The following is a 12,173-nucleotide window of genomic DNA, read 5'->3' as shown; positions in this document are numbered from 1 at the left end:
TCGGCGCAATTTCCGGCAGGAGGCGCGCCATGACGAGCGCATCTTTCCCCGCCACCCGCCTGCGCCGCACACGCGCCAGCACCTGGAGCCGCGCGCTCCACCGCGAAACCATCCTCACCCCGGCCGATCTGATCTGGCCTCTCTTCGTAACCGAAGGGCAGGGCGTGGAAGAACCGGTCGGGTCGCTGCCCGGCGTTTCGCGCTGGTCGGTGGATGGGATCGCAGCCCGGGCGAAGGAAGCGGTGGAACTGGGCATTCCCTGCCTTGCCCTGTTCCCCAACACCCAGCCCGAACGGCGCAGCGACGATGGGGCCGAGGCACTCAATCCCGATAATCTGATGTGCCGGGCGATCCGCGCGATCCGCGATGCCTGCGGCGATGACATCGGCGTGCTGACCGACGTGGCGCTCGATCCCTATACGGCCCATGGCCAGGACGGGCTGATCGATGATGCGGGCTATGTCCTCAACGATGTCACTGTCGAAGTGCTGGTCGGTCAGGCGATCAATCAGGCGGAGGCCGGGGCGGATATCATCGCCCCTTCGGACATGATGGATGGCCGCATCGGTGCGATCCGCGCCGCGCTGGAACAGGGCGGCCATGCCAATGTGCAGATCATGTCCTATGCCGCCAAATATGCCAGCGCCTTCTACGGCCCGTTCCGCGACGCGGTCGGCTCCGGCGGTCTGCTGAAGGGCGACAAGAAGAGCTATCAGATGGACCCGGCCAATTCGGAAGAGGCCCTGCGCGAAGTGGCGCTGGACCTTGCCGAAGGGGCCGACAGCGTGATGGTGAAGCCGGGCCTGCCCTATCTCGACATCGTGCGGCGCGTGAAGGAACGCTTCGAAGTGCCGGTGTTCGCGTATCAGGTGAGCGGCGAATATGCGATGATCGAGGCTGCAGCGGCAGCCGGTGCCGGCAATCGCGAGGCGCTGGTTCTGGAAACCTTGTTGGCCTTCAAGCGGGCCGGCTGTTCCGGCGTGCTGACCTATCACGCGCCGCTTGCCGCACGTTTGCTCCATGGCTGACTTCCGCCGGGAAACCGAACGGCTGGTGCTGCGCGACTGGAATGGCGACCGGGACTGGCAGGAGTTTTTCCGCCACACCAACACGCCGGAAGTCATGCGCTGGCTGGGCGGCGTCATGCAGGCCGAAGCGGTGGCAGCCCAGCGCAGCCGGGTCGAAACCTGCAGCGAACGCAACGGCCATTGCTTCTGGCTGGTCGAACGCAAGGACGATGGCGAAGTGCTGGGCTTTTGCGGCCTCAAACGCAGCGATGCGCCGGACAGTCCCACTCTGGGTGAGTTCGAAGTCGGCTGGCGCCTGCGTGAAGATGCGTGGGGCCAGGGTTACGCGAAGGAAGCGGCGCTCGCCTCGCTTGCGGCGGGCTTCGAAAGTTTCGGAGCTCAGGAAATCGTCGCCCTGACGATTATCGAGAATGCGCCCAGCTGGGGGCTGATGAAGCGGATCGGCATGCGCCGCCGCGAAGATCTCGATTTCACCGATCTGCGGCCGCAGGCACCGTTTCGCGATACGATCGTCTATTCGATCGACCGCTGTGAATGGGAGGCAAGGCAGTGATGCGTGATGACGTCACTATCCTCGCCATCCACGGCAAGGTGCCGAAGATTCACGATTCGGCCTTTATCGCCCCGGGTTGCCGGATCATCGGCGATGTGGAGATCGGGCCGGATGCCAGCATCTGGTATAATTGCGTGATCCGCGCCGATGTTAATCGCATCGTGATCGGCGCGCGCAGCAATGTGCAGGATGGCACGGTGATCCATTGCGACAGCCCCAGCCTGCGCCGCCCGGAAGGCTTCCCTACCCTGATCGGGGAAGATGTGCTGATCGGCCACCTTGCCATGGTTCACGGCTGCATTCTGGAAGACCGTGCCTTTGTAGGCTTAGGTTCCATCGTAATGGATGGCTGCCGCATCGGGTCCGACGCGATGCTGGCGGCCGGTGCGATGCTTACCCCGGGCAAGACCATGCCTTCCGGACAGCTCTGGACCGGCAGGCCCGCCGCCCATGCGCGCGATCTGCCGGAACGGGCCATTGCCGAAATGCGTATGGGCGTTGCCCATTATGTCGAAAATGCCCGCCACCATGCCGCTGCGCTGAAAGATGGCGCGGCCTAAGGCGGAAGCCCCTCCGGCCGAGGCGATCCTGGCTTTGGCTGACGAGGATGGCCGGCTGGCCGTGAAAGTCACGCCCGGTGCGCGAGTGGAAATGCTAGAAATCACCGAAGGCAAGCTGGTGGTGAAGACCCGCGCCAAGCCCAAGGACGGAGAAGCGACCGATGCGGTGCTGGCCCTGATCGCCGGGGCGCTGGGCATAGCCCGCAGCCGCGTTACCCTGCTTCGCGGGGCTACATCGCGCGAGAAGCTGGTGCAGTTGGGCTAGGCCGCAGCCGGGCCTTCCGCCGTCTTGCCCGTCTGCCCCATGGAGCGGGCAATCATGTCCAGCCTTTCGGAAAGCAGAGCCGCTACTTCGGCATCCTGCAATTCGGCATCGGCAATGGCGCGTTGCATTGCTTCAGCCCATTGGGTCGCAGTCTGTGCGCCTATGGGGAAACCGGAATGCATGCTCATCATGCATTTGCCGGGATTGGCATCGAACCAGTCGCGCGGGCCGCCGCTCCAACCGGTAAGGAACCCGGCAAGCGATTTACGCATGGGCGCAAGGTCGGGCGCATGCATGGCGCGCAATTCGGCATAGGCCGGATCGCATTCCATCAGATCGTAGAAGCGTTCTACGATCCGCCCGATAGCCTGTGCTCCGCCCAGCCGTTCGAAGGCTGTAACGCGCGGTTCTTCGGGTGCGGCGGCCATTTGGTCCCTTTCGTGGTCAGGCAGTTCCAGCCTTTCCACTAAAGAAAAATGAGGCGAGCGCTTTGACTCGCCTCAAATTTCCTCACGCAGGGCGCGTTCAGGCCTCGTCAGTGCCCTTGTCGGCCTGGGTGACGGGCTTTTTCCTCGGCGCCGCCTTCTTTGCGGCAGGGCGCTTGCGCTTTTCTTCCTTGGGCGGAGCGCGCGTCAGCTCGAAACTGAGCTTGTCGTCCTTCACGCTCACATGGACTTCGCCGCCATGCACCAGCTTGCCGAACAGCAGTTCCTCAGCCAACGGCTGCTTGACCCGATCCTGGATCAGGCGGGCCATCGGGCGGGCGCCATAGAGCTTGTCGTATCCGCGCAGGCCCAGCCACTGGCGGGCATCCGAATCGAACTGGATGTGGACGTTCTGTTCGGCCAGCTGCAGTTCCAGCTGGAGGATGAACTTGTCCACCACCCGGCTGACCGTTTCCTGGCCGAGATAGCCGAAGGGCACGATCGCATCGAGACGGTTGCGGAATTCGGGGCTGAACATCTTCTTCACCGCCTCGTCGCCCGCGTCCGCCTTGGACACGTCGCCGAAGCCGATGCCCTGACGCGCCATGTCGGATGCGCCGGCATTGGTGGTCATGATCAGCACCACGTTGCGGAAGTCCACCGTCTTGCCGTGATGGTCGGTCAGGCGGCCATTATCCATCACCTGCAGCAGGATGTTGAACAGGTCCGGGTGGGCCTTCTCGATTTCGTCGAGCAGCAGCACGCTATGCGGCTGCTGGTCCACGGCATCGGTCAGAAGCCCGCCCTGATCGTAGCCGACATAGCCCGGAGGGGCACCGATCAGGCGGCTGACCGAATGGCGCTCCATATATTCAGACATGTCGAAACGCTGCATCGGGATGCCCATGATGCTGGCCAGCTGCTTGGCTACTTCCGTCTTGCCGACGCCGGTAGGGCCGGAGAACAGGAAGCTGCCGATCGGCTTGTCCGGATCGCGCAGGCCCGCGCGGGAAAGCTTCATGGCCGTGGACAGGACTTCGATTGCCTTGTCCTGCCCGAAGACCACGCGCTTGAGATCCTTCTCGAGCGATTCCAGCGCCTTCTTGTCGTCGGTGCTGACCGTCTTGGGCGGGATGCGCGCCATGGTGGCGATCACAGCCTCGATTTCCCGGGACGTGATCTTCTTCTTCCGCTTGGACGGCGGCACCAGCATCTGCATCGCGCCCACTTCGTCGATCACGTCGATCGCCTTGTCGGGCAGCTTGCGGTCATTGATATAGCGTGCCGAAAGCTCCACCGCGGTCTTGATCGCCTCGGGCGTGTACTTGACCTTGTGGTGCTCTTCGAAGGCGGAACGCAGGCCGCGCAGGATCTTGATCGTATCCTCCACAGTCGGTTCGTTCACGTCGATCTTCTGGAACCGGCGCAGCAGGGCGCGGTCCTTCTCGAAGTGATTGCGGAATTCCTTGTAAGTGGTCGAACCGATGCAGCGGATCGTGCCGCCCGACAGCGCAGGCTTGAGCAGGTTGGAAGCGTCCATCGCCCCGCCGCTGGTCGCACCCGCGCCGATTACCGTATGGATTTCGTCGATGAATAGCACCGCATGCGGCATCTTTTCCAGTTCGGAGACGACCTGCTTCAGCCGTTCCTCGAAATCGCCGCGATAACGGGTGCCGGCCAGCAGCGCGCCCATGTCGAGCGAATAGATCACGGCCTTTTCCAGCACTTCGGGCACGTCACCTTCCACGATCTTGCGTGCAAGGCCTTCGGCGATGGCCGTCTTGCCCACGCCCGGATCGCCCACATAGAGCGGGTTGTTCTTGGAACGGCGGCACAGGATCTGGATGGTGCGGTCCACTTCCGGCCCGCGGCCGATCAGCGGATCGACCTTGCCGTCCAGCGCCTTCTGGTTGAGGTTCACCGTGAACTGGTCGAGCGCGGAATCCTTCTTGGACTTGTCGCTCTTTTCCTCGGCCTGCTGCTGGGGCTCTTCCGCGCCGCTGGGCGTGCGGCTTTCCATCTGACGGCCGCCCTTGCCGATGCCGTGGCTGATATAGCTCACGGCATCCAGCCGGCTCATATCCTGCTGCTGCAGGAAATAGACGGCATAGCTGTCACGCTCGGAAAACAGGGCCACCAGCACATTCGCGCCGGTGACGGTATCCTTGCCGGAAGACTGCACATGCAGGATCGCGCGCTGAATCACCCGCTGGAATCCGGCGGTGGGCTGGGGATCGGCCTCGTCCTCCGTTTTCAGCGACTGATATTCCTGATCGAGATACTGCTTCACCACTTCGGCAAGCTCGCCCAGATCGACGCCGCAAGCGGTCATCACTTCGGCGGCGTCCGGGTCTTCCACCAGCGCCAACAGCAAGTGCTCCAGCGTCGCATATTCATGCGCGCGGTCGCTCGCATTCTGGAGCGCGTTGTGCAGCGTCTTTTCGAGGCTCTGGGCGAAATTGGGCATTCAGCGTTCTTTCGGTTGCGGGGGAAATCCTTCCGGGACCGGAAGGGGCAAGAGGGAAGAAATGCCCGCAATCGCTTGGCTGCGGGCAAGGGGAACAGGTCCTATATGGGGCGCCCTCGCCGGATTGGGAGGGGCGGGCCGCATCAGGTTGTCGCTTTCGGTTTGAACAGCGCTTCGGCCGCCAGCTTGTGCGCCCCGGCCTTGTCGCGGTGGGATTTGACGCGCGCGATTTCCGCTTCGAGCAGCGCGATACGATCCGCCAGTTCGTCCAGCGAATAGGTGTCCAGGCTCTCTTTGGAGAGCTGGCCGGCAGCATCTCCGCGCCACCTGGGGAGATCGTCGTCATCCATTGCGGTGCAGCATCGCAATTGTCCGCGCTTTCTGTCAATGGGGTGCTCGATTGGCATGTGGAGTGTGGCCGGCCGGCCACGAGCCGGATTGGAAACAATGGCAGCAGCTTTTCCCGAAACGATGACGGCAATGGGCTTCGACGCCCCCGGTGGCCCCGAAGTTCTCCGGGCGGAAACCCTGCCTGTGCCCCGTCCGGGCGCGGGGCAGGTGCTGATCCGCACGGCTTTTGCCGGGGTGAACCGCCCCGACGTAATCCAGCGGCAGGGCCATTATCCGTCCCCGCCAGGCGCATCGCCGATTCCCGGGCTGGAGCTTTCGGGCACGATTGTGGCGGTAGGCGAAGGCGTCGAGCCGGAAATGCTGGGCCGCAAGGTCTGCGCGCTGGTGCCCGGTGGGGGATATGCCGAATATTGCCTCGCCCATCACAGGCACTGCCTGCCTGTGCCGCCGGGCCTTTCGATGGCAGAGGCAGCGGCCTTGCCGGAAACCCTGTTCACCGTGTGGCACAATGTGTTCGATCGCGGTTGGGCATCGGAAGGTGAAACCCTGCTGGTTCATGGTGGCACCAGCGGCATCGGTTCGATGGCGATCATTCTGGGCAAGCTGTTCGGCCTCACCGTGATCACTACCTGCGGCAGCGAGGACAAGTGCGAGGCCGCGCGGAGGATCGGTACGGATCTGGCGATCAATTATCGCGAGCAGGACTTCGTGGAAGAAGTGCAGGCCTTCACTGGCGGCAAGGGCGTGAATCTGGTGCTGGATATGGTGGCGGGCAGTTATGTACCGCGCAATCTGCGCTGCCTTGCCGAGGATGGCCGCCATGTGACCATCGCCGTGCTGGGCGGGGCCAAGGCCGAGATCAACATGGCTGCCCTGATGGTGCGCCGCGCGACGATGACCGGATCGACGCTGCGTCCGCGTTCCGACGAGTTCAAGGCACTGCTGGCCCACGAAATCGAGGAAAATGTCTGGCCATTGGTGGCCGATGGCACCTTGCGTCCGGTGATGGACAAGGTGTTCCCGCTGAGCGAGGCAAGCGCCGCCCATGCGCGGATGGAAGCGGGCGAGCATGTCGGCAAGATCGTGCTGGAGGTTTCCGATGGATGAGAAGCTGATCCTTCATGAAGATCCGGTCAGCGGCAATTGCTACAAGATCCGTCTGACGGCGGCCCTGCTGGGCATCGATCTCGAACGGCGCAGCTACGATATCCGCAAGGGCGAAACCCGCACGCCCGAATTTCTGGCCAAGGTGAATGCCAATGGCCGCATTCCGGTGCTGCAGATCGGCCATCGTTTCCTGCCGGAAAGCAATGCGGCCTGTTTCTATCTGGCGGATGGTTCGCGGCTGGTGCCCGAAGACCGGTTCGACCGGGCGGACATGCTGCGCTGGATGTTCTTCGAACAATATAATCACGAACCCAATATCGCCACTTTGCGTTTCTGGTTGGCCTTTGTCGGTCAGGCCCATCTTTCAGAGCAGCAATGCGGCCAGATCGCTGCAAAGCGCGTGGCGGGTGAAGCGGCACTGGAACTGATGGATCGCCATCTGGCAGGGCAGGACTGGTTTGCCGGAAAGGCGGCCTCGCTCGCCGATGTGGCGCTCTATGCCTATACCCATGTGGCCGAAGACGGGGGCTTTGCCCTGGGTGGTTATGCCAATGTCTGTGCATGGCTCGACAGGGTCGGTAACCTGCCCGGTTATGTGACGATGGAATGACGATTTAAATGTAAAGAGTCGCGGAACTGTCCCTGAACTGTGAATCGCCTGTAACAATTAGGATTCATAGGCGCAAAGCCAAGATCAGGCTGTTCAAGGGCATTGCCGAATGTTTGGCGAGCGCGACAATTTTGGTGAAAACGGCATCGCCGTTCCGGCTTTTCCTCATTTCACGGTGAGCGAACCCAGTGTTCCCGAACCGTCGGACGAGGGGCGCCGACGCTATCGCACCATCTGGATTTCCGATGTCCACCTCGGCACGAAAGGCTGCAATGCGGAGCTGCTGATCGACTTCCTCGACAATGTCGACAGCGAGACGATGTATCTGGTGGGCGACATCATCGACGGCTGGCGCCTGAAGAAGAAGTTCTATTGGCCCGCCACGCATAACGACATCGTCTGGCGCATCCTGAAGCGCGCCAAGCGCGGAACGCGCATCGTCTACATCCCCGGCAACCATGACGAGATGTTCCGCCAGTTTACCGGGCTGAATTTCGGCGGGGTGGAAATTCGCCGCGCTGCCTTCCACGATACGGCCGACGGGCGCCGCCTGATGGTGCTGCATGGCGACGAATTCGACGCGGTGATGCTCGCCCATCGCTGGCTCGCTTTCGTGGGCGATGCGGCCTACACCATGCTGATGACGCTGAACCGCCGCGTCAATGCGGTGCGCGCCCGGCTGGGCCTGCCTTACTGGTCGCTGTCCAAGATGGCGAAGCACAAGGTGAAGAACGCGGTCGAGTTCATCTCCCGCTATGAAGAAATCGTCGCGCGCGCCGCCGCCCAACGGGGGGTTGACGGGGTGGTGTGCGGACACATCCACACGGCCGAATTCCGCATGTTCGACGGGATCGAATACTGGAACGACGGCGATTGGGTGGAAGGCTGCAACGCGCTGGTCGAACATTTCGACGGGCGCATGGAAATCCTCCACTGGCCCGACGAGATTGCCAAGCGCAATGCCACGCAGGCGGATGCCGCCCCGGCCGATGCCAGCCTGGCGCAGGCGGCCTGACGGAAGCGGCGGGAAAGGGCCTTCATCCATGAGAATCGCCCTCATCACCGACGCCTGGGCGCCGCAGGTCAACGGCGTGGTGCGTACCTTGCAGGCGATCACTGAACTTCTCGCCCGCTGGGGCCATGAAGTGCTGGTGATCTCGCCCGATCAGTATCGTTCGGTGCCTTGCCCGTCCTATCCGGAAATCCGCCTTGCGCTGGCCAGCGGCCGTTCGGTGGGCAAGCGGATCGAATGTTTCGCGCCCGATGCCGTGCATGTCGCCACGGAAGGGCCGCTGGGCCTTGCGGCGCGCAATCACTGCGTGGCGCGCGGGGTGCCGTTCACCACCGCCTATCACACCCATTTCCCGGATTATGTGGCCAAGCGCACCGGCCTGCCGGCATCGTGGTTCTGGTCTTACATCCGCTGGTTCCACGGCCCCTCGGCCGGGATCATGGTGGCGACCGAGAGCGTGCGGCGCGATCTGCGCGCTCATGGCTTGCCCAACCTGCGCGAATGGAGCCGCGGCGTAGATCTGGAAGCTTTCGGCCCGCAAGTTGCGCCGCCGGACCTCTATTGGGATCTGCCGCGCCCGATTCAGCTCTATGTCGGCCGGGTGGCGGTGGAAAAGAACATCGAGGCCTTCCTGAAGTCCGACGTGCCCGGATCGAAAGTGGTGGTGGGCGATGGCCCGGCGCTTGCGCGCCTGCGGCAGGAATTCCCGGAAGCACATTTCCTTGGCCGCCAGATGGGGGCTGAACTGGCCGCCTGTTACGCCGGGGCGGATGTGTTTGTGTTCCCCAGCAGGACGGACACTTTCGGGCTGGTGATGATCGAGGCGCTGGCCTGCGGCACGCCGGTGGCGGCCTATCCGGTTACCGGCCCGGTCGATATCCTGACGCCGGAAAGCGGCGCGATGGACGAGAATCTCTCCGCCGCGATCACACAGGCGCTGACCCTGGACCGAGAGGGCTGCCTTGCCCATGGCCGCAGCTTCACCTGGGACGCGAGCGCCCGCCAGTTCCTCGATGCATTGGTCTGCCCTGCCGAACCGGCGGCCGAACCTGCCGCGCCCGTGCTTCCCCCGGCGATCCGTCGCGCGGCCTGATCGCGCTTCGGCTTGCCCAAACCGGGCCAATGCCCTATCTGGGGCAGGCAAACGGCCGCTCCGAAAGGGGCGGCCCTTCTATTTTGGGCCCGCGAAGAGGCGGGCGGAGAGAAGACCATGTCCCAGTCCAAACCGCTCATGCCGCATGCCACGGCGTCGTGGCTCGTAGACAATACCGCTCTCAGTTTCGAGCAGATCGCCGACTTCTGCGGGCTGCACATTCTGGAAGTGCAGGCCATGGCCGACGATCTGACCAGCGCCAAATATACCGGCCGCGATCCGATCCATTCGGGCGAATTGACGCACGAGGAAATCGAGCGCGGTCAGGCCGATCCGAACTATGTGCTGAAGATGCAGAAGGCGCCGGTACAGGTCAGCCGCACCAAGGGCCCGCGCTACACTCCGGTGTCCAAGCGCCAGGACAAGCCCGATGGCATCGCATGGATTCTGCGCAATCACCCGGAAATCTCCGATGCGCAGGTTTCCAAGCTGATCGGCACCACCCGCAACACGATCGCCGCGATTCGCGACCGGTCGCACTGGAACATCCAGAACATCCAGGCGAAAGACCCGGTGACGCTGGGCCTGTGTTCGCAGCGCGAACTGGATGCGGTTGTGTCCAAGGCGGCCAAGAAGGCGGGAATCGATCCCAACGCTCCGGTGGAAACCGGCACGTCCGACGATCGTCAGGCGCTGATCGAAGAACTGCGCGCAGAGCGTGAAGCCGCTGCAAAGGCTGCTGTCGAAGCTGCACAGGAAGCCGAAGTGGAAGCATGGCTCGAAGCCAAGCGCGCGGCGGAGGCAGCCGAAGGGCAGGGCTGATTCTGGTCTGACGCTACGGCATTGCCGCCTGCGAATCCCAAAGCGCCTCCGGACCGGTTCCGGGGGCGTTTTGCTTTGGTGGCCGGTGCTTTGCGAAGGCCTGATTCGCCCCGCAACCCTCTTGCCTTAACTACCTGCTTAAGCCACACTGACTAACATGGATGTCAGTAAGGCAGGGCCGTCAGAACCCGCCCCGGACGAAGCGTTTCGCCCGGCGCCCGATTGCTACCAGCATCCCAGCCCGTGGGAACTAGACCTCCCGCCCATGACCATGCCGGAAATGCTGCAGCGTTCCGCTTCGGCCCATCCGGCGGCGACTCTGGTTGAGTTCATGGGGCGCGACTATTCCTATGCCGAGATACTGCAACAGGCGCGGGCCTTTGCCGCGGGCCTGCAGCAGCTGGGCATCGCCAAGGGCGACCGGGTGGGAATGTTCCTGCCCAATGTGCCGATCTATGTCGCGGCCTATTTCGGGGCGATGATGGCCGGTGCCATCGCCGTGAACTTCTCCCCGCTTTACACCGTGGATGAACTCGACGCGCAGGTGGAGGATTCGGGCACGCGCCTGCTGGTCACGCTCGACGTGCCGGCGCTGCTGCCCACTGCCTGCAAGGTGCTGGAACAATCCTCGCTTCAGACTCTGGTGGTCGGCCGGCTGGCGGACATGCTGCCCTGGTACAAGGGGCTGGCGCTCAGGGCCTTCGGCCGCAAAAGCATTAGCCCCTTGCCCCGTCGCGCCGATGTGCTGGCATGGAAGGACATGATCGGCCATGGCCAGCCTAGGCCGGTCGCGCTGGATGCCCAGCAGGACATTGCCCTGCTGCAATATTCGGGCGGCACCACGGGCGTGCCCAAGGGCGCGATGCTCAGCCACCAGAATCTTACCGCCAATGCACGGCAAGTGGACGCGATTGACCCGTTCCGCAGCGGGCCGGACATCATCATGGGCGTGCTGCCGCTGTTCCATGTCTTTGCCAATACCTGCGTGCTTAACCGCACGGTGGTGAAGGGCGGTTGCCTGTCCATGCTGCCGCGCTTTGACGCGGGCCAGGCACTCAAGACGATGGAGCGCGTGGGGGCCACTGCCTTTCCCGGCGTGCCGACCATGTATCAGGCCCTGCTGGACAATCCGCGCCTGAAGCAGACCGACTTCTCCAGCCTGCTGGTGTGTATTTCGGGCGGGGCGCCACTGCCCGAACCGCTCCACCAGCGTTTCGAGGAGGCGACCGGTGCGCGGCTGGTAGAAGGATATGGCCTCACCGAAAGTTCGGGCGTGGTCTCCACCAATCCCTATCAGGGCGAAAACCGCCACGGCACGATCGGCCAGCCCTTGCCGGAAACCCGGATTCGCCTGCTCGACAAGGAAGATTCCAGCCGCGATGCGCCGCCGGGCGAACCGGGCGAACTGGCCATTTGCGGACCACAGGTGATGCAGGGATACTGGAACCGTCCGGAATCCTTCGATGCTGCCTTTGCCATGCGCGATGGCGAGCGCTGGCTACGCACGGGCGACATCGCCATGCTCGATCCGGATTTCTACATCCGCATCGTTGATCGGTCGAAGGACATGATCACGGTGGGTGGCTTCAAGGTCTTCCCCAGCCAGGTGGAAGAAGTGCTGCTGCGCCATTCCTGCGTGAAGGAGGTGCTGGTGATCGCAGTGCCCGACGCCTATCTGGGCGAGCGCCCGGCGGCTTTCGTCACACTGGCAGAATGCTCGCCGCCCACCGATGGCGAAAGCCTGTGCAACTGGGCCAATTCCCACCTCGGCAAGCATGAGCGGCTGCAGCGCGTGGAAATCCGCGACGCCCTGCCCAAGACGCCAATCGGCAAGCTGGACCGCAAAGCCCTGCGACGCGAGGTTCTGGGAGAAGGGTAAG

The 12,173-nt window shown here is 63.3% G+C and carries 13 protein-coding genes; 10 read left to right on the top strand and 3 right to left on the bottom strand.

The features are described 5' to 3' along the window. The first annotated feature begins 29 nt into the window (after positions 1–29). From hemB to SZ64_RS13595, 4 genes are read left to right on the top strand one after another with little or no spacing between them, the layout of a single operon-like run. Positions 30–1,028, top strand: a complete 999-nt coding sequence (hemB, locus tag SZ64_RS13610) for a porphobilinogen synthase (protein WP_054531326.1) — start codon at positions 30–32, stop codon at positions 1,026–1,028. After that, entirely contained in the window at positions 1,021–1,581 is a 561-nt protein-coding gene (locus SZ64_RS13605) for a GNAT family N-acetyltransferase (protein WP_054531325.1), read from the top strand. Before hemB ends, SZ64_RS13605 begins: the two co-directional genes overlap by 8 nt. Beyond that, on the top strand, positions 1,581–2,141 hold the full coding sequence (locus SZ64_RS13600) for a gamma carbonic anhydrase family protein (RefSeq protein WP_054531324.1): 561 nt from the start codon (positions 1,581–1,583) through the stop codon (positions 2,139–2,141). The genes SZ64_RS13605 and SZ64_RS13600 overlap by 1 nt, the downstream gene beginning before the upstream one ends. Continuing rightward, complete coding sequence (locus SZ64_RS13595) at positions 2,128–2,406, top strand: DUF167 domain-containing protein (protein ID WP_054531323.1); 279 nt, start codon at positions 2,128–2,130, stop codon at positions 2,404–2,406. The genes SZ64_RS13600 and SZ64_RS13595 overlap by 14 nt, the downstream gene beginning before the upstream one ends. On the opposite strand, the gene SZ64_RS13590 is transcribed toward SZ64_RS13595, so the two are convergent. The 3 genes from SZ64_RS13590 to SZ64_RS13580 form a co-directional block, all read right to left on the bottom strand. After that, complete coding sequence (locus tag SZ64_RS13590; protein WP_054531322.1) at positions 2,403–2,834, bottom strand: group II truncated hemoglobin; 432 nt, start codon at positions 2,832–2,834, stop codon at positions 2,403–2,405. The two genes, SZ64_RS13595 and SZ64_RS13590, sit on opposite strands and share 4 nt — an antisense overlap. A gap of 97 nt (positions 2,835–2,931) precedes the next feature. Beyond that, on the bottom strand, positions 2,932–5,298 hold the full coding sequence (gene clpA, locus SZ64_RS13585) for an ATP-dependent Clp protease ATP-binding subunit ClpA (RefSeq protein WP_054531321.1): 2,367 nt from the start codon (positions 5,296–5,298) through the stop codon (positions 2,932–2,934). Positions 5,299–5,441: 143 nt separating this feature from the next. After that, complete coding sequence (locus tag SZ64_RS13580) at positions 5,442–5,648, bottom strand: DUF1192 domain-containing protein (protein WP_054531320.1); 207 nt, start codon at positions 5,646–5,648, stop codon at positions 5,442–5,444. 97 nt (positions 5,649–5,745) lie between these two features. On the opposite strand from SZ64_RS13580, the gene SZ64_RS13575 reads away from it, so the two are divergent. The 6 genes from SZ64_RS13575 (at position 5,746) to SZ64_RS13550 (ending at position 12,172) form a co-directional block, all read left to right on the top strand. Then, a complete protein-coding gene (locus SZ64_RS13575) occupies positions 5,746–6,756 on the top strand; it encodes an NAD(P)H-quinone oxidoreductase (protein WP_054531319.1) in 1,011 nt (336 codons plus the stop codon). Continuing rightward, entirely contained in the window at positions 6,749–7,366 is a 618-nt protein-coding gene (locus tag SZ64_RS13570; protein WP_054531318.1) for a glutathione S-transferase family protein, read from the top strand. Before SZ64_RS13575 ends, SZ64_RS13570 begins: the two co-directional genes overlap by 8 nt. Before the next feature lie 175 nt (positions 7,367–7,541). Beyond that, entirely contained in the window at positions 7,542–8,381 is an 840-nt protein-coding gene (locus SZ64_RS13565) for a UDP-2,3-diacylglucosamine diphosphatase (RefSeq protein WP_054532259.1), read from the top strand. Positions 8,382–8,409: 28 nt separating this feature from the next. Continuing rightward, positions 8,410–9,471 (top strand): glycosyltransferase family 1 protein, encoded by a 1,062-nt coding sequence (locus tag SZ64_RS13560; RefSeq protein ID WP_054531317.1) that lies wholly within the window; start codon positions 8,410–8,412, stop codon positions 9,469–9,471. Between the two features lie 117 nt (positions 9,472–9,588). Then, entirely contained in the window at positions 9,589–10,293 is a 705-nt protein-coding gene (locus tag SZ64_RS13555) for a DUF1013 domain-containing protein (RefSeq protein ID WP_054531316.1), read from the top strand. Positions 10,294–10,450: 157 nt separating this feature from the next. Continuing rightward, positions 10,451–12,172, top strand: coding sequence for a long-chain fatty acid--CoA ligase (locus tag SZ64_RS13550; protein WP_082384588.1), 1,722 nt, complete (start codon positions 10,451–10,453; stop codon positions 12,170–12,172). Position 12,173: the final 1 nt, after the last annotated feature.

The organism is Erythrobacter sp. SG61-1L, from assembly GCF_001305965.1.
Classification (GTDB): Bacteria; Pseudomonadota; Alphaproteobacteria; order Sphingomonadales; family Sphingomonadaceae; genus Andeanibacterium.
This window is presented reverse-complemented; position numbering and strand designations above follow the sequence as displayed.